Origin of the sequence: Corynebacterium occultum (genome assembly GCF_009734425.1) — a bacterium.
Classification (GTDB): domain Bacteria; phylum Actinomycetota; class Actinomycetes; order Mycobacteriales; family Mycobacteriaceae; genus Corynebacterium; species Corynebacterium occultum.
This window is the reverse complement of record NZ_CP046455.1, coordinates 2,363,711-2,386,994: the sequence shown is the minus strand read 5'-3', so window position 1 is coordinate 2,386,994 and position 23,284 is coordinate 2,363,711. Positions and strand designations below refer to the sequence as shown.

General features: G+C 62.2%; 20 protein-coding genes and 4 tRNA genes. 12 read left to right on the top strand and 12 right to left on the bottom strand.

What is annotated here, in order from left to right:
* Positions 1-17 precede the first annotated feature (17 nt).
* Positions 18-1,292: a glutaminase gene (locus tag COCCU_RS10985; protein WP_156231541.1), complete on the top strand. Its 1,275-nt coding sequence runs from the start codon at positions 18-20 to the stop codon at positions 1,290-1,292.
* Here COCCU_RS10985 and COCCU_RS10980 read toward each other — a convergent pair.
* From COCCU_RS10980 to COCCU_RS14730, 4 genes are all read right to left on the bottom strand, one after another.
* Positions 1,289-3,016, bottom strand: a complete 1,728-nt coding sequence (locus COCCU_RS10980) for a hypothetical protein (RefSeq protein WP_156231540.1) — start codon at positions 3,014-3,016, stop codon at positions 1,289-1,291. The genes COCCU_RS10985 and COCCU_RS10980 overlap by 4 nt on opposite strands.
* 232 nt (positions 3,017-3,248) lie before the next feature.
* Positions 3,249-3,321, bottom strand: a tRNA-Lys gene (locus COCCU_RS10975).
* Between the two features lie 60 nt (positions 3,322-3,381).
* Positions 3,382-3,454 (bottom strand) — tRNA-Lys (locus COCCU_RS10970).
* 238 nt (positions 3,455-3,692) lie between these two features.
* A complete protein-coding gene (locus tag COCCU_RS14730) occupies positions 3,693-3,974 on the bottom strand; it encodes an HNH endonuclease signature motif containing protein (protein WP_231598752.1) in 282 nt (93 codons plus the stop codon).
* 73 nt (positions 3,975-4,047) lie between these two features.
* Between COCCU_RS14730 and COCCU_RS14725 the strand changes: the two genes are divergently transcribed.
* On the top strand, positions 4,048-4,392 hold the full coding sequence (locus tag COCCU_RS14725; RefSeq protein WP_231598751.1) for a hypothetical protein: 345 nt from the start codon (positions 4,048-4,050) through the stop codon (positions 4,390-4,392).
* 74 nt (positions 4,393-4,466) lie between these two features.
* Here COCCU_RS14725 and COCCU_RS10955 read toward each other — a convergent pair whose 3' ends face one another.
* On the bottom strand, positions 4,467-4,799 hold the full coding sequence (locus tag COCCU_RS10955; RefSeq protein ID WP_156230824.1) for a hypothetical protein: 333 nt from the start codon (positions 4,797-4,799) through the stop codon (positions 4,467-4,469).
* Between the two features lie 658 nt (positions 4,800-5,457).
* Between COCCU_RS10955 and COCCU_RS10950 the strand changes: the two genes are divergently transcribed.
* From COCCU_RS10950 to COCCU_RS10920, 7 genes are all read left to right on the top strand, one after another.
* Positions 5,458-6,660 carry a L,D-transpeptidase gene (locus COCCU_RS10950; protein ID WP_231598750.1) on the top strand — a complete coding sequence of 401 codons (1,203 nt, stop codon included), beginning with the start codon at positions 5,458-5,460 and terminating at the stop codon, positions 6,658-6,660.
* 365 nt (positions 6,661-7,025) lie between these two features.
* Positions 7,026-8,054: a Fe2+-enterobactin ABC transporter substrate-binding protein gene (gene fepB / locus COCCU_RS10945; RefSeq protein WP_231598749.1), complete on the top strand. Its 1,029-nt coding sequence runs from the start codon at positions 7,026-7,028 to the stop codon at positions 8,052-8,054.
* A gap of 27 nt (positions 8,055-8,081) precedes the next feature.
* Positions 8,082-9,227 (top strand): FecCD family ABC transporter permease, encoded by a 1,146-nt coding sequence (locus COCCU_RS10940; RefSeq protein ID WP_231598748.1) that lies wholly within the window; start codon positions 8,082-8,084, stop codon positions 9,225-9,227.
* A complete protein-coding gene (locus COCCU_RS10935) occupies positions 9,224-10,285 on the top strand; it encodes a FecCD family ABC transporter permease (protein ID WP_231598747.1) in 1,062 nt (353 codons plus the stop codon). Before COCCU_RS10940 ends, COCCU_RS10935 begins: the two co-directional genes overlap by 4 nt.
* Before the next feature lie 32 nt (positions 10,286-10,317).
* Positions 10,318-11,142, top strand: a complete 825-nt coding sequence (locus COCCU_RS10930; protein WP_197088347.1) for an ABC transporter ATP-binding protein — start codon at positions 10,318-10,320, stop codon at positions 11,140-11,142.
* A complete protein-coding gene (locus COCCU_RS10925) occupies positions 11,139-12,428 on the top strand; it encodes an enterochelin esterase domain-containing protein (RefSeq protein ID WP_156231536.1) in 1,290 nt (429 codons plus the stop codon). Before COCCU_RS10930 ends, COCCU_RS10925 begins: the two co-directional genes overlap by 4 nt.
* Before the next feature lie 49 nt (positions 12,429-12,477).
* Positions 12,478-13,464: an MsnO8 family LLM class oxidoreductase gene (locus COCCU_RS10920; RefSeq protein ID WP_156231535.1), complete on the top strand. Its 987-nt coding sequence runs from the start codon at positions 12,478-12,480 to the stop codon at positions 13,462-13,464.
* Positions 13,465-13,479: 15 nt separating this feature from the next.
* Here the strand turns inward: COCCU_RS10920 and COCCU_RS10915 are convergent, their stop codons facing one another.
* From COCCU_RS10915 to orn, 5 genes are all read right to left on the bottom strand, one after another.
* Positions 13,480-15,267 carry an ABC transporter ATP-binding protein gene (locus COCCU_RS10915; RefSeq protein WP_231598746.1) on the bottom strand — a complete coding sequence of 596 codons (1,788 nt, stop codon included), beginning with the start codon at positions 15,265-15,267 and terminating at the stop codon, positions 13,480-13,482.
* 128 nt (positions 15,268-15,395) lie between these two features.
* On the bottom strand, positions 15,396-16,298 hold the full coding sequence (locus COCCU_RS10910) for an AraC family transcriptional regulator (RefSeq protein WP_156231534.1): 903 nt from the start codon (positions 16,296-16,298) through the stop codon (positions 15,396-15,398).
* A gap of 179 nt (positions 16,299-16,477) precedes the next feature.
* On the bottom strand, positions 16,478-17,233 hold the full coding sequence (gene nagB, locus COCCU_RS10905) for a glucosamine-6-phosphate deaminase (protein ID WP_156231533.1): 756 nt from the start codon (positions 17,231-17,233) through the stop codon (positions 16,478-16,480).
* A gap of 300 nt (positions 17,234-17,533) precedes the next feature.
* A tRNA-His gene (locus COCCU_RS10900) sits at positions 17,534-17,606 on the bottom strand.
* A gap of 48 nt (positions 17,607-17,654) precedes the next feature.
* Positions 17,655-18,302, bottom strand: a complete 648-nt coding sequence (gene orn / locus COCCU_RS10895; RefSeq protein WP_156231532.1) for an oligoribonuclease — start codon at positions 18,300-18,302, stop codon at positions 17,655-17,657.
* 162 nt (positions 18,303-18,464) lie between these two features.
* Between orn and COCCU_RS10890 the strand changes: the two genes are divergently transcribed.
* The gene (locus COCCU_RS10890) at positions 18,465-18,947 is read left to right on the top strand and encodes a hypothetical protein (protein ID WP_156231531.1); all 483 of its coding nucleotides are present in this window, start codon (positions 18,465-18,467) and stop codon (positions 18,945-18,947) included.
* A 45-nt stretch (positions 18,948-18,992) separates the two neighbouring features.
* On the opposite strand, the gene cmrA is transcribed toward COCCU_RS10890, so the two are convergent.
* Both cmrA and COCCU_RS10880 read right to left on the bottom strand, forming a co-directional pair.
* Entirely contained in the window at positions 18,993-19,793 is an 801-nt protein-coding gene (cmrA, locus tag COCCU_RS10885) for a mycolate reductase (RefSeq protein WP_156231530.1), read from the bottom strand.
* Between the two features lie 158 nt (positions 19,794-19,951).
* Positions 19,952-20,025: transfer RNA gene (locus COCCU_RS10880), tRNA-Arg, on the bottom strand.
* A 149-nt stretch (positions 20,026-20,174) separates the two neighbouring features.
* Between COCCU_RS10880 and COCCU_RS10875 the strand changes: the two genes are divergently transcribed.
* Complete coding sequence (locus COCCU_RS10875) at positions 20,175-22,451, top strand: cytochrome c oxidase assembly protein (RefSeq protein WP_231598745.1); 2,277 nt, start codon at positions 20,175-20,177, stop codon at positions 22,449-22,451.
* 224 nt (positions 22,452-22,675) lie between these two features.
* The gene (locus COCCU_RS10870) at positions 22,676-23,248 is read left to right on the top strand and encodes a single-stranded DNA-binding protein (protein ID WP_156231529.1); all 573 of its coding nucleotides are present in this window, start codon (positions 22,676-22,678) and stop codon (positions 23,246-23,248) included.
* Positions 23,249-23,284: the final 36 nt, after the last annotated feature.

The window sequence follows — 23,284 nt, the reverse complement described above, 5'->3', positions numbered from 1 at the left end:
AAGGAGAGACCCACGCGGTGAAGACCCCGATCCCGGATTACCTCGAAACCCTGCTCGATTCAGTCCGGGAAGACACCTCCGGGGAAGTCGCCGACTACATCCCCGAGTTGGCGGCCGCAGACCCGGACCCCCTCGGCATGGCACTGTGCACCATGAGCGGCCGGATCTACGGTGCCGGTGATGACCGCCGCATGTTCAGCATCCAATCGGTGTCCAAACCCTTCGTCTATGCCCTGGCGCTGCAGCAGCGCGGCTGGGACAAGGTGCAGGAAACCGTGAGTGCCGAACCCTCCGGGGAAGCCTTCCACGAACTCTCCCTCGAAAGCGGCACCAACCGGCCGATGAACCCCATGATCAACGCCGGCGCCATCGCCGTGAACCAGCTGATCAACGGGGAGGATTCCAGCGTGGATGATCGGGTGGAAGTGATCCGGGAGTTCTTCTGTGAACTCGCTGGCCGGGAACTCCAGATCAACCGCCAGCTGTGCTACTCCGAACTGGAGGACGCCGAACGCAACCTCTCCATCGCCCACATGCTGCGCAACTACAAGGTGATCCAGGATGAAGCCCACGACGCGGTGCTCAGCTACACCCTGCAGTGCGCCACCGAGATCAACGCCCGCGACCTCGCCGTCATGTCCGCCACCCTCGCCGGCGGTGGAATCCAACCAGTCACCGGAAAACGCATCCTCAACCCTGATGTCTGTCGCATGGCACTGGCCGTAATGGCCTCAGCCGGCATGTACGATGCCGCCGGCCGCTGGATGACAACCGTCGGCATCCCCGCGAAATCCGGGGTCAGCGGCGGACTGATCGGCAGCCTGCCCGGACAGCTCGGCATCGCCACCTTCTCACCCCGCCTCGATGCCCAGGGCAATAGTGTGCGCGGCGTCGGAATCTTCCAGAAACTCTCCGCAGACATGGGCCTGCACCTCATGGCCGCCGACCCCTACGGCGATTCCGCACTGCGCAACATCCACACTGAAGGTGACGCCACGGTCATCCGCCTACAGGGCAAGGTCAACTTCTCCGCCGCCGAAAACATCCTCAACGAAATGGAGACCGAGGACTTCGGTGGCCGCCGCATCGTACTCGACATCGAAAGAGTCTCCAGCTTCAACAAGGTCGGCCGCCGCATGATCAAGGAAGCCCTCCGCCGCTACCGCGAACAAGGCCACGACGTCGCCATCTACGACCCCGAAAACATCCTCACCGACCTGGTATACAGCGACGGCACCGAAGCCGAAACCCTTGACTCCCTCAAGGAACACTCCCTGGAGGAAAAGGACTAACCGCTTAGCGACGCCCCCGGAACCAGGATTCCGAGATGGCTATCAGCCACACAGAACTCACCGACCCCCGGGGTGGGCCTCAGCTGCAGCGACTCACCGCCCCCAACCACCGAGACAAACACCTGGTTCAACCCCGCCACAAGGGGCACCAGGCTCGGCTCCCCATCAAGGGAGAGCTCCACAGCACCAGGGTGTTCCGCAAAATAGTTGAACTCCACCACCCAATCCCGCTCCAACAACGGACCATCCAGCCCCATCGAAACACCCTCCGCACCCACCAGGGTGCCGCAACCCGGGGTCTCGCCCGGCAGCGTGGAACGCGAGCCTGACAACACGGCGTCGATAAGCATTCCCTGGGCATCAACCAACACCGGGGTAGTGGTGGTCGGGGCAGTCGCGCCGGGCAACAGGTGGGAGAGCTGGTTGTGGGGGTGCACGACCGGCAGCAACACCTCCAGGGGCACCGCCTGATCCAGGATGGGTTCCCCGCGTGCGGAGAGTTGGGTGCGCAGGTTGCTGAAATAGGTGCGGCCCGGCTGATCCGCCCACACCGCGGTATAACTCAGCGTGCTCAGCAGGGCGGAGACCAGGAAAATCAGCAGCGGGACACCTGCCCCGGGATGGAACGGCCGGGTGCGGTGATTGAGCACGACAGCCAGGGCCAGTGCTGCCAGAACCGCCACCTCGGAAAGGTGACGCAACGTCTGGGTGATTTCCGCCGCGGTCTCCGGACCGGAGCGCACCAACAGCAGCGCAAGCAGAGGCAGCAGGGGATAGAGGAGCGTCGGAAGCCAGACCAGGAGCAGCCTGGGGTACTGCCGGGCGGTCCAGATGGCGATGCCCAGAACCACCACCAGACCTGCGATGATCGCCCACCCTCCCGGGGAGGCAAAGGGCGGTCCGGGGTGCCAGCGTTCCCACTGCCAGGGACCACCAACGGCGGTGGGCAGCAGGGAATGGAGATAACCGTGCTCCAGAAGATCAGGGAAAGAGGTGTGCCCGGTGGTGGATTCGCCATTGGGGAGTTCGCGGGGGTTGCCCAGAAGCCGCAGATAGAGCAGCGCCCAACAGATGCTCGGAATCGCCAGAACGACACTGAGCAGGGTCATGCCTTTCCTGGCTCTAACTGGGGTTATCGGGCTGGACAGAGTGAAACAGCACAGGGTGAAAATCACCACTGGGCCGAGTAAAAGAGCCCGCTCATTGAATATCAGCGCGAAGAACAACCAAGCGATGATCGCGAAAAGATGGACGTTACGCCGGGCCCCATGGGCGGTGTAGCTGCGGAACCAGAGCACCGCATGACCCATCATCATCGCTAACCCGGCATGCATAGGCAGAGCATTGACAACTGCCGCCAACCAGGTACTTGCGGAGAGGGTCAACGGGGTGACCAGGTAACACAACAACGGCAATCCAGCCCAGGGGAGGCGTAGCCTGCAGACCCGGAAACTTCTCGGACACAACACCCAACTGGCCCAACCCACCGCCGCAGCTGCCACGGTCTGCAGCACAGCCAACAAGATCACCGCCACCGGCCAATCCAAGGGGGCATGGTGGGCGAGCAACCACTCCAGGAACCATGCGGCCGGCATGAGATGGCCATCATGACCACTGAAAAGCAGCTCGAGATCTGGGCTGGGGTGAAGCCTGGCCTGGCTCTGCAAAGTGAGGTCATCCCAGTAAAACCAACCGCGGGAAGCCACCAGCGTTCGGGCGACCACGCCCAGGAATATCAGGAGCACGAAGACCCAGAAAGTGGAGCCTGGTGTTGGCTCCGGGGGTGCGGTTCTGCGGACAGGATTATTCCTGATGGCCTGAATCCTCCTGGAGTGAGCTGCGCTATGACGCTGTCATGCTAGCGAGCTGAAGCGGGGAAGAGGGGGCGGCACTCACGAAGCGGGCAAAAAGAAAACTCCCGGAAACCTGTTGTGGCAGGCCGCCGGGAGTAATCCGTGCGCCATCAGGGAATCGAACCCCGAACCCTCTGATTAAGAGTCAGATGCTCTACCAATTGAGCTAATGGCGCGTATTTATTTTTTAGAAAACTCCTCAAAACCTGTTGTGGCAAATTAAGAGGAGTAATCCGTGCGCCATCAGGGAATCGAACCCCGAACCCTCTGATTAAGAGTCAGATGCTCTACCAATTGAGCTAATGGCGCATGTTCATCGAGTGGTTTTATTCTCTGGGGAATGCCCCGCTCGGCAACGAAGAAAACAATACCAACCTAGCTGGGTGCAAGCAAAATCGCCTGTTCAGAGGGCATGTTTAAGCTCAAGTGAATTAAGGGTCGCCAAGGAGGCCGATTGCTGGGCCGGCGATGATGCTGGATGAGCTCGGGGAGCTCTTCCGTCCTGAGCTTCGATGGTGGCTGTCCAGGAACGCTGATCCGCTCTGGTTTAGAAGGGTGGTTCCTCCTCCCGGGTTGTCTCCTCCGGGGTCGGGGCGGTACGGCGTTTGTTGACCCGTTGGGCACGACGTTGCATAAACGACTGTGCATTCATCACCAGGTTCAGGTCCCCACGGGTTTTCCTCAGATGATGCCTACGACACAGGCACTGCAGGTTACTGGGGGTGGTGGGACCCCCGTCGGTGTGGTTGAGCACGTGATCGACATCGCAGGCCTCGGCATCGATCCCGCAGTCCTCCGGTCCCCGACAGGTCCCGTCCCTGCTTTTCACGGCCCGGATGATTTCCTCGGTGGGTCGGTAGGCCAGGGTGGTGGTGTGGGCGGGGGGTGTCCATGGTGCGGGTGTGGGTGATCCGTTCGGCCCAGCGTCGGGCCTGGCGGTCATCGAGGTAGCCGGCTCCTGCGAGATAGGTCGGGGTGTCACCGTCTGGTCCGTAGAGGTTGTACACCACCTTCGGGCTGTGCATCGTCCCGCGGAGCAGCCCCAGCAGGGCGTCATGCAGGGTGGTGTCCTCGGCGGTGGCGGTGGTTTTGAGGATGGTGTGGATGTCCAGGGCGTCATCGGCGGCGAGCACCGCCTGGATCTGGGTGTGTCCGGTGCCGGTGGTGCGGAAGTGGATGCCCAGGGCTCTTGGGTGGGTGTCGTGTTCGGCGGCCGGGGGGTCGAGTTCGGTGAGGAGGTGGCGTAAGGAACCGGCGGATGGTTGTCGGCCCCGGGGGGGCTTCCGCTGGCCGGGTGGGGGTGAGGAAGGTGGTGAGGTGCTTATCGATCTCGGTGATGATGTCGGGGTCGTCCACGGCGATCAAGGGCGTGTTCGATGGCGCGCAGCCTGGGGTAGTCGAGCAGGCCGAGGTTGTGGTTGGGGGCAGCCAGCACCGGGTAGTGGCGCAGGAGTTGGACAATCGACAGCCAGGTCAGTGTGGTGGTTGTGCTCAAGGAGGTGCGGGCGGCGAGGTGGGAGGTGGTGGTGTCGATATCGGCGTCGTCGTCTGGGGTGACACTTGTCCAGAAGGTGAGGTCCTGGCGGTTGCGGTGGGTGGTCCAGTGTGCGGCGGGGTCGGTGGGGCGGTAGTAGGGGTGTGGGGTGGTGTGCATAGGTGTTCCTGGGCAGGCTCGTGCATGGAATGTGTGTTCGATATCGAAGCTGGGGCATGGCCCGGACATGCCCACCACACTGGGGGCGGTTCAGCTACATAAGACCATGTGGGAAGATGATCTGAAGGGGCACCCGTTCGGCAAATTGTGAACAAATGCACATTCGAACACCCCCCGGGGAAATTGTGCCCAATCCGCGTTTCGGAGATTTGCCGGGGAATGCATCCCTGCCCAGATCCCTCTAACCCTGCCTGGGAAATGTTCCTTTCCGGGCAGGAGTCGCCCCTTCGGTGCTTTAAATCTCAGATCCCTTCAGGGGACGTGTTCCCGGTAAGGTTCTCAGCCTTTAATCAGTTAAGGTGATGGGTGGGATGATGCCTCGATTATGGCGCAGGAATTGACGCGTGGGCGCGGAAAGTCGGACCGGTAATTTTGCGGCCCAATTTATGGCTCAATGGCTTAGGTCACAAGGTGTTTTTGCTTTGGAGTGTCCGAATTCCCATGTTTATTTCTGATCTCCCTGAAGTGGAGATGAAACATTGTTGACTTTACAACGATTGTATTAATGTCAGGTGTTTCTAATGTGTTTGTGGAGTCATTGTCGGTTGAGGCCGATATGTTGGTCTCAGTGTCAATAATGAGTGAAAGTGTGGAGATTATGGCGAAGCGGGTACAGGTGTCGCGCGGATTCCGTCAGATGATGGCGGCTGTGGCGGCGTCTTCGCTATTGCTGGTGGGATGCACCATTGATCGTGATGGTGACTCTGGGGCCGCCGATACCTCCGGTGCTCATGTGGCCGACACCTATTCTCCACCGCAGTTCTCCGTGAAGGATGGCGCCACCGACATCAGCCCCGGTGTTCCCATAACCGTCGAGTCTGAGAGTGGCCTGGAGAAGGTCACCATGACCAATGAGGAGGGCGGTCAGGTTGAGGCTGAGCTCGCCTCAGATGGTCGTAGCTGGACCACCACTGAGGAACTCGGTTATAGCCGCACCTACACGGTGGCGGTCACTGACGCTCGGGGCGAAAGCACTAGCATCACTTTCCAGACTGCAACTCCGGTAGCCACCTCCGGGGTGGCTCTTTCCCCGTTGGCGGACTCCACTGTCGGTGTCGGCCAGGCCATTGGTTTCCGTTTCGCCAATCCGGTCGATGATCGACAGGCCGCGCAGGATGCCATCGAGGTCAAGACCGAGCCGGCGGTTGAGGGCGAATTCTTCTGGCTCAATAATTCTGAGGTTCGTTGGCGCCCCGCCGAGTACTGGGAGCCGGGCACGAAGGTTTCCGTCACCGCTGATATCTACGGTGTTGATCTCGGCAATGGCTATTACGGCGGCGAAGACAACGCCACCAACTTCACCATCGGTGACCGGGTGATCACTGAGATCGATGACAACACCAAAACCATGACGGTCTACCGCAATGGTGAGGCACTGCGCACCATTCCGGTTTCCCTGGGCCGCGATAACGCCACCTGGGCAACCCCGAATGGCACCTATATCATCGGCGATGAATATGAGCAGCTGCTGATGGACTCCACCACCTTCGGGCTGGGCTATGACCAGGGTGGATATAGCACCATGGTGGATTACGCCACCCAGATGTCCTACTCCGGCATCTATGTTCACGCGGCTCCCTGGTCGGTGGGACAGCAGGGGCACAGCAACACCTCCCATGGTTGCATCAATGTCTCCACTGAGGCTGCCGCCTGGTTCCAGGATGTGGTCAAACGTGGCGACATTGTCACCGTGAAGAACACCGTGGGTGAGACCCTCTCCGGATATGACGGGCTGGGCGATTGGAATATTCCCTGGTCGGTCTGGGGTAAGGGCAACGTCGACGAAACCTCTGCCTGGTAGAGCGGTGAAATCCGGAACAAAGGGTTGAGTTCGGGTTCCGCGCGTTTGGGATACCCTCCCTGCTTTCCCCCAACATGGGGGCAGGTGGGAGGGTATTTTTATTTTCACATCTCCCTCAGTTTGACCGAGGTTCAGGCATTTTGACCGGGGATCTGACCCCTTGGTGTCCCATTTGATGGAGAGGGTTGCCCTCTCGAGCATTTGGTCCTGGGTGTGAGCGGGGTCCCTGAGGTATGGCATTGTGGCTTACTTTGCCCAGATTTGGTGAGCCAATGCTAACCTAACGACGTTCGCCTCCTGCGGGCTGTTGTGCCGAGTGGGAGGCCCTCATTCCACGTTGTCTCCCATCGAGAATGGAGTTCTTCTTGAGCACTTCGACCCGAAAGATCCTCGCCGCAGCACTGGCGGGCATCACCGCACTGGCCCTGGTGTCCTGCTCTGCTGAGGAGAACACCGCCGAGGAAAACACCGCCACCGTCACCGACAGCAGCGGGGATTCGGACAGCTCCGATGAGCAGGGCACCTGGCCCCGCACCGTTACCCATGAGCTGGGGGAGACCGTCATCGAGGAGAAGCCGGAGCGGATCGCCAACACCGCCCTCTCCATCACCGGCATCATGCTCGCGATGGATGCCCCGCTGGCCGCCAGTGCTGCCGCCGGTGTCAGTGGGATGACCGATGACAAGGGTTTTTTCACCCAGTGGGCTGATATCGCAGATGAGCGAAACGTTGAGGTGCTCTATGACAGCCTCGAGTTCGACATGGAATCCCTGATCGCCGCCGACCCGGATCTGGTGATTCTCTCGGTCTCCGGCAATGACTCCGTCGCTGACCAGTATGAGGAGATTTCCGCGGAATTCCCGACCATCGCGGTGGACTATTCCAAGCAGACCTGGCAGGAACTGGCCACTGAGCTGGGTGAGGCTCTGGGCCTGGAGACAGAGGCCGAGGAGGCCATCGCCGAGTTCGATGACTATGTCGCCGCCGGTGCCGAGAAGATCCAGGCCCCGGAGGGTGGCGTGTCCATCGTCTCCTATAACGGCCCGGGTGGGGATCAGGGCATCGGCAAGGTCACCGGTCCGCACGCTGAGCTGTTGGAGGCCCTGGGACTGAGCATCGTCGAGGCTCCGGAGGATCTGGACACCAGTGAGCAGAAGCGTTCCGACTTCGCCTTCGTCAGCTTCGAAAACCTCTCCCAGTCCGCCACCGGTGACGCCGTCTTCCTGCTCCGCGGCACCGAGCAGACCGTCGATGAGTTCAAGGGGGAAGCTGTCCTGGCGAACCTTCCGGCGGTGCAGAACGATGCCGTCTACCCGCTGGGTGAGAATTCCTTCCGCGTGGACCCCTTCTCCGGCCGTGAGATCGTCGACGCTGTCGTCGCCGCACTCTCCTGAGCCGTTGTGGAAAGCCGAATTTAAGTAGTGTCCCCCCATCCTCAACATCCTGCTGCCCCGGGCTCCGAGACTTTCTCGGCCCCCGGGGCAGCAGGATTTGCCGCCAACCCCCGCAGCCCCCGTAACTCGCTTATCGACGCCCCCGCAAGCCCGGCGACCCAGGGCGCGGGACGGGCCGGTTTCCGTTCCCTGGGGCTGATCATTCTGGCGGTGCTGATCCTGCCGCTGGCGGTGTTGAGTCTGATGGTCGGCTCCCGGGTCATTGAGCCGACTGTGGTCATCGACGCCCTCCGGAACTTCCAGGCAGGCGATGATGAGCACCTGATCATCCGGGAACTGCGCCTGCCGCGTACCATTCTCGCGGTGCTGGCCGGGGCCTGTCTGGGTCTGGCCGGTGCGCTGATGCAGTCCCTGACCCGCAATGCTCTGGCAGAACCCGGCACTCTGGGGGTCAACGCCGGCGCCGCCGCAGGTGTGGTGCTGGGTCTGGCCTTCACGGGTGCCGCCAGCATCTTCGTCTACGTCTGGTTCGCTTTCCTGGGTGCCGGCATCGCCTCGGTGATCGTGCATCGCCTGGGGCGGGCGGGGGAGCAGGGTGTCAACCCGGTGCGTCTGGTTCTGGCAGGGGCCGGGCTCTCGGTGATGGTGCAGTCTCTGACCACGATCATGGTGCTCGCGGATCCGGAGGGGATCTATGATTCCTTCCGCTCCTGGATGACGGGTTCCCTGGAGGGCCGCGGCTGGGAGTCCCTGCCGGTGGTGGCTGCTTCGTTGCTCTTCGGCGCAGTACTCTGCCTCTGGCTCAGCGGACCTTTGAATTCGGTGTCGCTGGGTACGGACTTGGCTGCCTCACTCGGGGTGAATATCCGCCTGACCTGGTCGGGTACTAACCTGGCGATACTCATTTTGGCGGGTGCGGCCACCGCAGCGGTCGGGCCGATCGCCTTTGTCGGTCTGGCGGCACCGCATATCGCCCGTTACCTGGTGGGACCCGATCACCGCTGGTTGCTGCCCTATTCTGCGCTGATCGCTGCACTGGTGCTGCTGTTGGCGGATATTCTCGGCCGGGTGGTGGTCTTTCCCGGTGAGCTGGGAGCGGGCATCATGACGGCCCTGATTGGGGCACCCTTCTTCATTCTGCTGGTCCGACGTGGCAAGGTGGCTGGCCTGTGATCAGCACTGACACCCGAGAACGTGCGGCACCGGGCATGCTGCGGCTGCGGTTCGGCCGCGCCCATCTGGGCACCAGCCGCCGCACCCTGATCCTGGGGGTGGTGCTGTTGGCCGCACTCCTGGGCCTGACGCTGGGTTCCCTGGCCTCGGGCAGCATCACCCTGGGTTTCGGGGAGATATTCGCGGCCCTCGGGCATCAGGCTGGGGAGGCGCGCACCGAGAAGATCATCTGGGATATCCGCCTGCCCCGGGTTGTCACCGGGATTACGGTGGGCCTGGCGTTGGGTGCGGCCGGTTGTGTCTTCCAGTCAGTGTCCCGTAATGCGCTGGGCTCCCCGGACATCATCGGTTTCACCACCGGGGCCGCGACCGGGGCGGTGGTGCAGATCGTGTTCTTCGACCGCGGTTCCACCGCCACGGCCCTGGCCGCGGTGACCACCGGCATGATCACCGCGCTGGTGGTGTACCTGTTGTCCCGGAAGCGGGGCAGCAGTGGCGGCAGTCGGTTGGTGCTCATCGGCATTGGTGTGGGTGCGATGCTCAGTGCGGTCAACACCATGGTGCTGGCGTACGGGGAGTTGGATCTGACGGTCAAGGCCCGGATCTGGTTGTCTGGTTCGCTGAACTCCCGGGCCTGGTCGGATGCCATGCCGGTGTTGCTCACGCTGTTGATTGCACTGCCGCTGCTGATCTGGTTGAGTCGGAGTCTCGATGTCCTCGAGATGGGCGATGATCAGGCTCAGCAGTTGGGGGTCAACACCGAGAAGGTGCGTCTGGCCACCATGGTTCTGGGTGTCGCCCTGACTGCGGCGGCGGTGGCGGCCGCCGGCCCGATCGCCTTCATTGCGCTGGCTGCGCCGCAGCTGGTGCGCCAACTGACCCGCGCCGCCAAGGTGCAGGTCATCTCCTCAGCCCTGGTGGGTGCTGTTCTGCTGGTCGCCGCTGACCTGGTGTCGGTGCATCTGCCGGTCAACATCGCCATGCCGGTGGGCCTTACCACCGGTCTGATCGGTGGGCTTTATCTTCTTCTGCTGCTCAGCCGACAAAAGGCGGTGTGATGCAGTTTCACTTTTCCCGAAAGGACCCCCACATGGAAGAACTGGCACTCAAACACACCCCGGTGCAGGACCCGCTGCAGGCGGTCGACGTGGTGCTGGGCTATGACAACCACACTGTCAGCCAGGGGCTCAATGTCTCGATCCCGGACCGTTCCTTCACCGTGATCATCGGCCCCAACGCCTGCGGCAAATCCACCCTCCTGCGTTCCCTGGCGCGGTTGCTGAGCCCCAAGGCCGGCACCGTGCTTCTCGACGGCCGGGACATCGCCACCCAGCCCTCCCGGGACGTCGCCAAGCGACTCGGCCTGCTACCGCAGAGCTCGGTCAGCCCCTCCGGCATCACCGTCCGCGATCTGGTGGCCCGGGGCCGTTACCCGCACCAGTCCATGCTGCGGCAGTGGTCCGCCACCGATGACACCGCCATCAACGCCGCCCTTGAGGCCACCGGTGTCAGTGAACTGCGGGACCGCAAGGTTGATGAGCTTTCCGGCGGCCAGCGGCAGCGGGTCTGGCTCTCCCTGGTGCTGGCGCAGGAAACCCCGTTGCTGCTGCTGGATGAACCGACCACCTACCTCGACATCACCCATCAGCTGGAGGTACTCAACCTCTGCCGTCGTCTCCACAACACCGGGGACTACACCCTGGTGGCGGTGCTGCATGACCTCAACCTGGCTTTCCGCTACGCCACCCACCTGATCGTGATGAAGGATGGCAGGGTGATCACCGAGGGGCTGCCGGAGGACATCGTCACCGCTGAGCTGATGGAGGAGGTCTACGGCATCAAGTCGATCTGCATCCCGGACCCGGTGACCGGTCGCCCCATGATCGTGCCCACCGAGGAAGCTCCGACCCGGTGAATCAGGACCCTCAGGCAGCCCAGGTCACCCCGCCGCACACCCTGCGTCCCTGGTCGCTGCCCCAGGCACAGTCACCTGCGCTGGTGGAGTTGCAGCGCCGCCTGGCTGCCGGGGAAAGTGCGACCGAGCTGGTGGCGGAGTTCCTGGCTGGGGGAACCCCGGTGTTGGAGGATGCTGAGGAAGCCGGACAGGTGCTGGTGACCTTCGCCTGGCAGGGGCAGGCACCGCACGGTGTACTACTGCAGAGCAACCGGCTGAATGACATCCTCGATCCCGGGGACACCCTCATGGCGCAGCTCCCCGGCACCGACCTGCATGTTCTCACCCTCAGTCTCCCCGAGGACTGGATCGGTGGCTACCAGTTCCTGGTCCTGCCGGAAGCTCTCCGGACCCCGAAACTGCACACCGGGGCGGACCGCCCCTACCTCGCGCGCCTGCGTGCCGGACTCTGTGGGGACCCCCATGCCCGGGAAACCGCGCAGGCAAAGCGTGGCACGGTGGCCCAGGCGGTGGGGAGGGGGCCTGCCGCCACCACCTTTCGCCTTGATCAGGGGGAGCGTCCCGGAGCGGAGCTGAGGGTGGAAAGCAGCAGCGTGTCGAGCGTGGCCAACGGGATTGAGCTGACGCTGCATCGCTGGTCCCACCCTGAGGCACCGGAGGACGGCCCCACCTGTCTCTTCCTGGACGGGGAGGTGTGGCAGCGTCAGTACCCGATCCTGCCGGCCCTGTTGGCGGAGATGGAAAGTGGACACCTGCCACCCATGCATGTGCTCCTGCTGGAATCGGGTGGACCCCGGCAGCGCCAATTGGACTACCTGGGCACCCCCGAGCAGATTCGCCAGTTCCTGCTCACCATATCGGCGGCCGGTGGGGTGGGGGAGAAGTCCCCGCTGATCATCTGCGGCCAGAGTCTGGGTGGGCTTTTCGCGATGCGGGCCACTACCTTCCATCCGGACCTGGTGGCCGCCGGTATCGCCCAATCACCCTCCCTCTGGTGGCCCATCGGTGGACAGTTCCGGGAGCACCGCGGGCAGTGGTTCCGGGAGCGTGCCGCAGCGGTCAAGGCCGCTCGTGAAGGAAAGGGGCAGGCGCCTACACCCTTGGTGCTGCACAATGGTCTGCTGGAATGGGATCTGGCTGATGATGTCCGTCATGCCGCCGCCCTCCTGGAGATCGAGGGGACGTTGATCGAACACCGCCAGTTCTCCGCTGGGCATGAAGTGCTGTGGTGGCAGCAGGCCCTCCCGGAGGCACTGGTGGCGACCACCACCCACCTGCACCTCTAGGGCAGGCACCGGAGGGAGCTGCGCCGAGTTCAACAGGCATGATGGGGGTATGGCTTCCTCCTTACAGCTGTCCATACTCGACCGCGCGAATCTCCGTAAGGGCGCTGATGATACCTCCGCCCTGCATTCTGCGGTGGCTCGGGCACAACAGGCGGAGACGTTGGGGTACCACCGTTTCCTGCTCGCCGAACATCATGGTGTGCCCGGTATCGCCGGATCCACCCCGACCCTGCTGGCCACCGCCGTGGCTGCGGCAACCAGCACCATCCGGGTCGGTACCGCCGGGATCATGATGGCGGCCCACCAACCTCTGGTGATCGCGGAGCAGATCCTCACCCTGGCGGCACTCTTCCCGGGGCGTATCGACGCCGGGATCGGTCGCTCCCTCGGCTTCACCCCTAAGGTTCGTCAGGCACTGCACCAGGCAGATGACGCCGATGGGAACTTCCCGGCGGAGCTGGCAGAGCTCAAGGATTTTCTGCAGGGCAGGGGCACGGTGCGTGCCATGCCGGAACTCAGGCAGGTACCACCGCTCTATGTGCTGGCCAACAGCCACTCCATCAAGGCTGCGGCAGAAGCCGGCCTGGGTGTCATTGTCGGGGGTCCCAAACTCTTTCAACGTGACACCACCAGGCATGAGGGGTTGGAGAATTATCGCCGGCACTTCCGTCCCTCCGCCATGCTGGACACACCCCATGCGATCATCGCCGCCAATATTGCGGTGGCCGACAGCAGGGAGGAGGCCCGGCAGTTGCTGCTGCCGGAGGCCTGGGCCTTGGCCATGTCACGACGCAGCGGCACCTTTGAACCCCTGCAGTCTGCAACGGAGCTGAATCTGGATCTGGTGTCCCCGCGGGACCGGGAAAGAATCGAGGCCAACATCAGCTCTGCCGTCTACGGCACCCAGGGTGAGGTGGGTGCCCAGTTGGCGGATCTGCTGGAATTCACCGGGGTGGAGGAGGTCGTGCTCACCGGCGGGATGTGGGATGAAGTAGGACAGGCCCGCTCGGATGAACTCCTCGCGGGCCTGCTGTGATTTCTGCTGCGCTGCTTAGTCGCTGAGCAGCTGGCGGGAGGCCAGTTCACGGTAGAGATCACTGCGTTGCAGCAGTTCACGGTGGGTGCCGCGGGATTCGACCTGCCCATCCTGCATGACGATGATCTGGTCGGCATCGGTCACCGTGGAGAGTCGGTGCGCGACCACGATGAGGGTGCGTCCCCGGGCGGTGGTGTTGATCGCGTCGAGAATCAACTGCTCATTCTGGGAGTCCACGGCTGCCGTAGGTTCATCAAGCAGCATGATCGGGGCATCACTGAGCAGCACCCTGGCCAGGGCCAGCCGCTGACGCTCACCCCCGGAGAGGCTGACGCCACGTTCCCCGAGAGGGGTGTCCAGGCCTTCATCACCTTCGAAGCGTTTCTCCAGATTCACGTGCCGCAGTGCATCCCAGCACTGCTCATCGCTGGCATCAGGGGCAGCCAAGTGGAGGTTATAACGCACCGAACCAGCCAGCACCGGCGCGTCCTGCTCGACATAGCCGATGGCGCCACGTAGGCTTTCCCGACTGATCTCGGTGATCGGGTGGCCGTCGATGATGATTTGCCCGGCGTTGGGATCATAGAAACGTTCCAGCAGGGATAAGGTGGTGGATTTTCCGGCACCGGAAGGCCCGACCAGGGCGGTCATGGTGCCAGCGGGAACGGTGAAGGAGACATCCTTGAGGATGGGCCCATTTTCCTCATAGCCGAACTCAACCCCATCGAAGATGACCTCACCCTCGGTGAGCTGGACCTCCCTGCCGTCGACGGGTTCCGCCGCGCTATCCAGAACCTGGTGGATACGGGTCAGGGCACCGAGTGCACTGCGCACGGTGGTGACTGCGCCGAAAAGTGTGCCCAGGGGCATCGCCACCATGAAGAGGAAAAGGACGAAGGTGACCAGGTCTGCGACGGCGATATCTCCATTGGCCACCCGCACACCACCGATTCCGAGCACCGCCAGGAAAGAAATCTGCATGGCGGCGCCGGCCATCGGCCAGAGCAGTGCCTCGATCTTGGCGATCTTCAGACTGGCCCGGAAGGCCTTGTGTGCCTGGCCGTCCAATTCCTCATTCATCCGGCCCTGTGCATTGTGCGCACGGATGGTTCGAATGGCCCCCAGGGAGCGTTCCATGTCGGCGCCGAGATCGCCCAGGGCTTCCTGGGTCTGCACGGTGTATTTCTGGATCAGGGAGCTGACCGAGACCATCACTGTCATGGTCAACACCAGCACCCCGAGAACCACACCCAACATCAGGGGATCCAGCAACGCCATGAGGATGACGGCACCGACGATGGTGACCACCGAACCGAGGGCATCGACCAGTCCGCCGGTGATCGCGGTACGGACCAGGGTGGTGTCCGAACCGATGCGGGTGACCAGGTCACCGGTGCGCTGATTATCGAAGGTCTGGATCGGTAGTCGCAGCATCCGGGATATCAGCTGACGGCGGGTGGTGAAGACCGCGGACTCCGCGGTGCGTCCCAAGAGATACATCTGTACCGCGCCGAGCACGCTGGCGACGATGAGCAGACCGATCAGGGTCCAGACATAAGGGGCGATCGCATTCTCACCGACCGAGCTGATCAGCCTGTTGATCACCATCGGCTGGGCCAGGCTGACCGCTGCGGAGACCGCCGAGAGAATGATCGCGGCGATCAGCGGCACCTTGTGGTTGCGCAGCATCAGCCAGAGTGCCCGCAGCGGTGGGGTGGTGGATGGTGGGAGGTTGAGCTTCTTCTTGTCCGCAGCCGTCGGGGTATGTCCGGTTGGGGTGCTTTGAGCTGGGGTGTCAGCCACGGCGATCCTGTTCAGGGGTAGTTCGGAGACATGAAACAGTCATGTTACTAGATGATGACGTGTCAATCATTTTGGTGAATCTCCGCTACCGCGAACCCGTGGCGTCCCCCGGGTAACTGCTGCCCTGTTTAATGGGCGGTGATGGCTTCCACCGGCATCCAGATCTCACAGGTGGCCTGGGTGAAATCGGCATTGTGTTCCAGCAGCGTCATGAGGGAGGGGCCGGGGCGCAGCTGCCAGGGGTTCGAGGGGAACCAATTGGTGGCGCTGGCGGCCCAGGCATTCTGCACGGTCTCCGGATGCGGCCCGGAGGTCTGGAACACCACCCATTCACCGGCAGCCACCCGGTGAGTATCCAGATCCGCTGGTGGGGTAGCGGGGGAGACCACGCAAGCGCCATGCAGATAGGTCAGTTCGGTGCCCTCTGGGGAGTCCTGCTCAGTGCCGATGGTCACCCCGAAGACCCCAGGTGGCACACCCTCCGGCGCATTAGCCGCCAACTCACGAAGACGTTGGTGCTGCTCCGCGCTCAACGCACGGACATGCTCGAGGATATGCGGATTGGCTCCCTCGTAGATCAACGGAACGGTTGCTGCGTAACCGGCGAAAGTGATCTCCGGGCAGGTGAGGATTCGGACATTCATGGGGGTGCTTCCTTCCACGGTGAGAGAAAATCTCAGAACTTGTTGGTTGCTGATCGGTCCACCCTGCTCCCGCACCATGGCCGGGCTTTTCCCGTGCACCGTGCGGAAAGCACGGTTGAAAGCCTCGGTGGAGCCATAACCGTGGCGGACCGCGACGTCGAGAAGCGAATCGCCGGTGGTCAGCAGATCCCCGGCGGCCCGGGTCATATGACGACGCCGCAAGTACTCCGAGACGGGCATACCGGACAATGCGGAGAACATCCGCCGTAGATGATAACCGGTGATCCCGTGCTCCCGGGCGATCTGCTCGATATCGATCTCGGCATCAGCTCCCTGGGAAAGTTGTGCCTCGATGTGCTCGATGAGGTGATTGAGTGAACTGATCATGAACACCATTGTCTCCTCTTCCGCAGGGGGTGAACCCGATCATCGGCGACGGGTTGGATCGGAAAGCCCGAAGGGCCTGGGAAGGCAAAAGGTCCACATCTCCGGAAACGCCTAGGCGTACCAGAGATGTGGACCGGGGGGATCCCAGCGCTCAAGCCCCCAGATATGGGCCAGGTGTGTTAATTCTCGCGGTAGTCAGCCGGGTTGCTCAGCTTCGAGGCCGCAGCCTCATCCAGGTAGACCACGACATTGGGGTGGCGCTGCAGGATGGTGACCGGCCACTCCCGGCGGGCCTTGCCCTCCACCAGTTCACGCACCGCATCAGCTTTGCCCTCACCCAGTGCAATCATGACGATGCTGCGGGCCTCCATGATGGTGCCCAGCCCCTGGGTCAGTGCCAGCTTGGGAACCTGGGAGACATCGCCATCGAAGAAACGGGCGTTATCGTGCCGGGTCTGCTCGGTCAGCGCAATCGTCCGGGTGCGGCTGTCCTGGGTGGAGCCGGGTTCATTGAAGGCGATGTGGCCGTTGGAGCCCACGCCCAGGATCTGAAAGTCCACACCCCCGGCAGCTTCAATGGAATCGTCATAGTCCCGGGCCTCGAGCTCGGGGATCTCCGCCAGGCCGTTCGGACCATGGACTGCACCCTCGGCGAAATCCACCTGGGAGGAGAAATGACGGTCAATGAAGTTGAAGTAGCGCTCCGGATGATCAGCCCTGATGTTGACGTATTCGTCAAGCATGAATGCCTGGGAATCGGCGAAGCTCAGGCCCTCTTCCCGGTGGCGGCGGATCAGCTCTGCGTAGACCGGCAGCGGACTGGAACCGGTGGCGACACCCAGCACTGCGGCAGGCTTTTCCTTCAGCAGTGCCTCGATGGTGTCAGCGACCTCGGAGCCGATGGCCTGGGCGTTGGGCTTGATGAGAACCTTCACGGATTTTCTCCTGCACCAGAGGGGAGCCGCCTCGAAGCGGATCTGCACCGGTGGTGTCCTGTTGTTGGGGGGGGTGGTGTGGGCAGTTGAAGTGAGACAACGCGGAATGTCCGGGACCGTAGGATCGCGGTGATTCCCACGTCGGAATTTGCTTAGTTTAACACCGCTCTTATCGACGCCTCCCTGATACCCGGCGGCAGTCCCCGGGCAGGGGGAGTCACCCGCCATGCCGCTGCAGAAAAAGGGAAAGAAAAAACGAAGCCCGGACATTAAAAATAATGTCCGGACCTCGTCCGTAGGGGTGGCTGACGGGGCTCGAACCCGCGACACCCAGGATCACAACCTGGTGCTCTACCAGCTGAACTACAGCCACCATTGCTGCTCTCGGCAGCGAGAACAAGCTTAACTCATGGCCGCCGAATCACAAAAACCGCTGGTAGGACGCGGTTGCGGCCCGGGCTGCCTCATGCGCTTCGGTGGAGGTGGGGCCGGGGTATGGGACGAAGGTGCTGCGGCGGTAATAGTCCAGCTCGCGGATCGACTCGACGATATCGGCCAGGGCGCGGTGGGCCAGGCCCTTCGGGGGCTGGTTGTAGTACACCTTGGGGTACCAGCGGCGTGCCAGCTCCTTGATGGAGGATACGTCGATCATGCGGTAATGCAGGGCCTGGTCCAGTCGGGGCATCTGCTCCCGGAGGAAGGCGCGGTCCGTGGCGATGGAGTTGCCGGCCAGGGGGGCGGGGCGGTCTGGATCGCAGTGCTCGGCGATCAATTCCAGAACCGCATCCTCGGCCTCTGTCATGGTGATGCTGGACTCGCGGATCTGGGCCGCCAGACCATTCTCATTGTGCATATTGGTGACGAAGTCATCCATCTCCGCCAGCTCTTCCTCGGTCGCGTGCACCACCAGGTCCACACCTTCGCCGAGAATATTCAGATCAGCATCGGTGATCAGGGCGGCGATCTCCACGATCACGTGCCGGTGGATGTCCAGGCCGGTCATCTCCAGGTCGATCCAGGCCAGGCGGTCATTCTTGGCGGGAGTGGTGGCCGGGGTTGTTTCAGTCATCTTCATCCGTTCTCGCAGTTCCGGGCAAGGCACCCTCGATCTAATCATGGCCCCACAAAAAAGGGTCCACAAATCGGCAATCCTGAAAATAGATTTTATTTAGGCTTAAATAGTGATGAGTTTCTGCTTGATTCCCCAGCTGGGGTGGACAAGGCTGGCTCTATGAAGAACCCCACCTGGCCGCTCCTTCCCGGGATACTGGTCTCCGTCATCGCCCTTTCCACGGTCTCAACCGCCACCGCTGACACCCCACGGCGGTCGAGCCATGGATCCTCCGTTTCGACCCTGGTGCCCGCCACCGAAAGCAGGGAGGATGCCAGACTCCGCGATTCCATCCTGGACTACCACCTTCGCAATGGCCACGAGCTCAACCCCCAGCTTCAGGAACTGGCCGATGTCTGGCTACGGCAAACCCTCGAAGGGAAGACCAACTTCGATGACTGGGACCAGTCCCTGGTCTACAGCGACGAGGGGGAAGCGGTGGGGTATATCGCCCGGCAATATCTGCGACATGCGGATGCGAGTATCGCTCGACTCAATAAACGCACCCCGACATACCCTCAGCTCATGCAGGTGGGCGTGGCCACCGGCCAAGATGCGCGCTACGTCTACGCCGTGGAAACCTTCCTGCTCGCAGAACAATGACACTTCCTTTGCCGAAGGGGTGCGTCGATACCCTTTCTGCGGGGCTTAACCCATCTTGGAGTAGAACCAGCCCATCACCGGAGAGAGCAACCCGATCGGGGCATAAGCGGAGACGGTGTTCATCGCCTTTGACAGCGGACCAGGCACCACCCGACGTTTATTCTTCGACATCGCCTCCAGGGTCTCCGCCGAACAGGACTCATAGGTGGTCCACAAGAAATCAGGAACCACCTTATCCACGATCGACTGTTCTGCTGCCGGGATCTCATTCGCCCGCACCGGACCCGGGGCCAGCAAGGTGCAGTGCACGCCGGTGCCCTTGAGTTCATAATGCAGAGCTTCGGTGAAAGCATTCACCCCAGCCTTGGTGAGCACATACGTGGCGTTATTCGGGATCGGCACATTGCCTGCCGCGGAGCCCACATTGCAGATCGCACCCTCGCCCCGCTCCACCATGGCGGGCAACACCGCATGGGTCAGCTCAAATACCGCGGTGGCGTTGAGATGGAACTGGGTCTGCTCAAACTCCCAATCCTGCTTCAGGAAAGGACCGAAACTGGCCACCCCGGCCGAATTGACCAGAATGTTGATCTCCCTTTCCTGAATCACCTCGACCAGACCAGCGAGCTCATCCGACTTCGACAGGTCCGCAGCATGAACCTCAACAATCACCCCATGCGCCGCCTGCAGCTCATCCGCCAGTTCCTGCAGCACCTGCTCGCGGCGGGCAACGATGATCAGGTTATGGCCGAACCTGGCCAGATCGCGGGCCATGGCCTCGCCGATACCCTGACTGGCGCCGGTGATCAGGGCTCGGGTATTCGCGCCGGGAGTGGGAAGCGGCATGGGTTAAATCCTTCGGGTCGATGACTGGGTCGTGCTCTGTCCAACGCTAATCGACACCGCGCTGGTGTGGGGAGAGGCGGGGTGCGGGAGGACTTCTCGGGAAAAGGAAAACAGGTCACGGGGGAGTTGTGAACATCCCCTGGTGACCTGTATTTGGGTGCCCCCAGCAGGATTCGAACCCGCGACCTGAAGGGTAGAAACCTTTTGCTCTAATCCACTGAGCTATGGGGGCTGTAGGAACCATGCATCTAAGGCTGCATGGTTTCCGAGCAATCACTTTAGCGCACTGAATCAAGTGGGGGCCAAATGGTCGTGGTGACCTGTATCTCCTCCATGTCACTGACTAGGGATTAATCAGTTCTGAACACTAGGGTGAAAACCATGGTGGAACCTGAAGGCAGCGGCTCCCGGCCCACCGCCGGGAACGGTGCAGAAGTAAATTCAACATCCAGTCCGCAGGCTGTGCCTGCCCCGAAGAAGACCCAGATACCGGATAGCCCGCCCCCGAAAAAGCCTGGTGGGTCGAAGGTGCGGGGCAGTTGGCCGCTGTACCTGATCATCGTGGCGGTTGCCGGGATCGTCGGCACGCTCATTTCCTGGGGTTTCCTGGCCGGCAACCTCGCTGCCCTGGGACTACCGGACCCGGGTCCGATCACCACTGCAGGTCTGCCCTTCTTCCGGGCGGCAGGATGGATCTTCGCTTCCCTGGCGGCTGGTTCCTTCCTCTTCTCCGCCTTCCTCATCTCCCCGAAGGTCCCGGCGCAGTCACCTGCCGCGGGAGGGAAGAAGAACAGACGTTCCTTCTTCGCCCCTCCCTCCGACCAGACAGCCGGGGAGGATGAGAATGAAACCCCGGCGACCCCGGAGTCCGTGGTAGCGGCCCGCGACCGGGACACCGCAGCCCGACTCAGTGCCGCCCCACTGACGGTGGATGGTCACCTGGCGTCCCGGGCAGGTTCGATCGCGGCGATCTGCTTCGGACTGATCGGCATACTCATGATCCCCCTGGTGCTTTCCGACGTCTCGGGTCAGCCCTTCAGCGTGGCGGTACAGCCTGCAGGCTGGGGCACCGCCCTGGATCAGGTCGCTGAGGCAGTGGCCTGGCAGTGGGCGGCGATCTTCGCCCTGATCACCGGTGTGGCCGGACTATTCACCCGAAAGTGGATCACCCAGCCGCTGCTCTTCCTCGGTTCGATCCTGATGATCATTCCCCTGGGCCTGGAGGGACACTCCGCTTCAGGCGGAAACCATGACTACGGCACCAACTCACTGCTCTTCCACATGCTTTTCCTGGTGCTGTGGATCGGTGGTCTGATGGCACTGCTGGCGCATGGCCGTCGCCTCGGCCCGGATCTGGATCTGGCGCTGGAACGCTACTCCAAGATCGCCTTCGTGGCGATCATCGCGATGGCGGCATCCGGCCTGGTCAACGCCGGCGTCCGAATCCAATGGTCGGACTGGTTCACCAGTAACTACGGCCTGCTGGTGGTGGCCAAGACCGTCGGTGTGATCATCCTGGGACTCTTCGGCCTGCTGCACCGCCAGCGCACCATCCCCCGGATCAAGGCTGCCGCAGATAAGCGAGGCCTTTTCCTGCAGGTGGCTTTTGTGGAGCTGCTGGTCATGGCCGCAGTCACAGGTGTGGCCATCTCCATGGGCCGCACCCCGCCGCCCGCCCCGGAGAACATGGACCTTTCGGTGATGGCCATCGCGGTGGGTTGGGACCTGCCCAAGGAACCGACGCTGAGCAGTGTGTGGACGATGTGGCGTTTCGACCTCATGCTGGGCACCATCGCCATTCTCATGGCGGCCGCCTATATCCGGGGACTGATCAAACTGCGCCGCAAGGGGATGCCCTGGAAGAACTCCCGCACCGCCTGGTTCCTGGCGGGTTGCATCACCCTCGGGGTGTGCATGAGCTCCGGCATCGGAATGGCCATGCCGGCGACCTTCTCCATGCACATGGTCGCCCACATGATCCTGTCGATGGTGGTCCCGGTATTCCTGGTGCTCGGTGCCCCGTTGTCTCTGCTGCTGGTCGCTGCGGAACCCGGCGCGCCGGGCCGCCCGGGGCTGCGGGAGTGGGTCCTGGTGGCGGTGGATAACCCCATCCTGAAGTTCCTGACGCACCCCGCCTTCAACACGATCCAGTTCATCGTCATCTTCTACATTCTCTACATGACCCCCTTCTACGAGACGATGATCTCGGAGCATGCGGGTCACCTTTCGATGAACTTCGTCTTCCTGATCTCCGGTTATATCTACTTCTGGGAGATGATCGGCCCGGATCCGACCCCGGAGGACCGTTCCACCCTGGGCAAGTTGGGTTGGCTGGTTTTCTCCATGCCTTTCCACCTGTTCTTCGGGGTGTATCTGATGCAGCTGAATGTGATTCTGGGTGAGGTTTTCTACTCTCGCCTGGAGCTGCCCTGGGAGATTGATCTGCTTGCCGACCAGAAGGTCGGTGGTGGTATCGCCTGGGGTTCCGGTTCTTTCCCGATGGCCATTGTCTTCGGTGTCCTGTTCAACAATCTCCGCAAGGAGGACCGGCAGAAGGAGAAGGAGATCGATGCCAAAGCCGAGGGGGACGGTTATGAGGATCTCGATGCCTATAACGCCATGCTCTCGCAGATGAGCAACCGGGATCAGCAGTCCTAGCCACTTCTGCCCTTCGCTTTGCGACGCCCCCGCCCTGGGGGTGGCGGTGTTGCTTTGACGGCATGGACGGGCAAAAGGTTCCCGGGAGTTTTTCCCGGAGGTTTGAAGCTGTGGATAAGTGGAGTTCTCCACAGGTGGGGCAGGAACGCAGGTGACAGGGACGTTCAGTGGTTGGCAGGGTCTGTGGTGACAGGAGAAAACCTCAGACTCAAGGAGAAAAGATCATGCCTCAGATTCCCGCCACCATTGCCGGCAACCTCACCGGGGAGGTGCACCTTCGGCAGCTGGCCAATGGCTCCCGGGTGGCTCGCTTCCGGCTGGCAGCCAACCGTTCCTACCGGGATGCAGAAGACAAGTGGCAGAGCACCGATGCTCTCTTCATCACCGTGGACTGTTGGAACCAGCTGGCCAATAACGTCAAGGCCTCCCTGGCACAGGGAATGCCGGTCCTGGCGGTGGGCACCCTGCTGACTAATGAATGGATTGATGGGGAAGGCAAGAAACAGCAGCAGATCCTGCTCAAGGCGAACCATGTCGGGCTGGACATGAACCGCTTCGTGGTCAGTTCCGCACGCAACCAGGAGGCGGGTGTCACCGTGGAGGGTGTGGAGCGTCCAGATCCGCGTTTCAATCCGGAACCGGATGAGGTGGTCCCCTCCTCGGAGGCGCAGGTGGCGCACTCCGGTGGAGCTGAGACCGCCGGTGATGGGGGAGGGGAACGGGGGCTGGTGGGTGCCGGGGTATCCGGCGGTGCTGAGAATCACGCTGGGGAAGGAGACAGGGAACCTCCGTTTTAAGGGGCGTGATGTACCCTTTGGGGTGAATTAGTAATC

What these genes read in the sequence shown, in the direction of transcription:
- COCCU_RS10955 (WP_156230824.1), bottom strand. Translation starts at nt 4,799, where the DNA reads ATGCACACCACCCCACACCCCTACTACCGCCCCACCGACCCCGCCGCA.
- COCCU_RS10950 (WP_231598750.1), top strand. Translation starts at nt 5,458, where the DNA reads ATGGCGAAGCGGGTACAGGTGTCGCGCGGATTCCGTCAGATGATGGCG.
- COCCU_RS10930 (WP_197088347.1), top strand. Translation starts at nt 10,318, where the DNA reads ATGGAAGAACTGGCACTCAAACACACCCCGGTGCAGGACCCGCTGCAG.
- COCCU_RS10920 (WP_156231535.1), top strand. Translation starts at nt 12,478, where the DNA reads ATGGCTTCCTCCTTACAGCTGTCCATACTCGACCGCGCGAATCTCCGT.
- COCCU_RS10910 (WP_156231534.1), bottom strand. Translation starts at nt 16,298, where the DNA reads ATGATCAGTTCACTCAATCACCTCATCGAGCACATCGAGGCACAACTT.
- orn (WP_156231532.1), bottom strand. Translation starts at nt 18,302, where the DNA reads ATGACTGAAACAACCCCGGCCACCACTCCCGCCAAGAATGACCGCCTG.
- COCCU_RS10890 (WP_156231531.1), top strand. Translation starts at nt 18,465, where the DNA reads ATGAAGAACCCCACCTGGCCGCTCCTTCCCGGGATACTGGTCTCCGTC.
- cmrA (WP_156231530.1), bottom strand. Translation starts at nt 19,793, where the DNA reads ATGCCGCTTCCCACTCCCGGCGCGAATACCCGAGCCCTGATCACCGGC.
- COCCU_RS10875 (WP_231598745.1), top strand. Translation starts at nt 20,175, where the DNA reads ATGGTGGAACCTGAAGGCAGCGGCTCCCGGCCCACCGCCGGGAACGGT.
- COCCU_RS10870 (WP_156231529.1), top strand. Translation starts at nt 22,676, where the DNA reads ATGCCTCAGATTCCCGCCACCATTGCCGGCAACCTCACCGGGGAGGTG.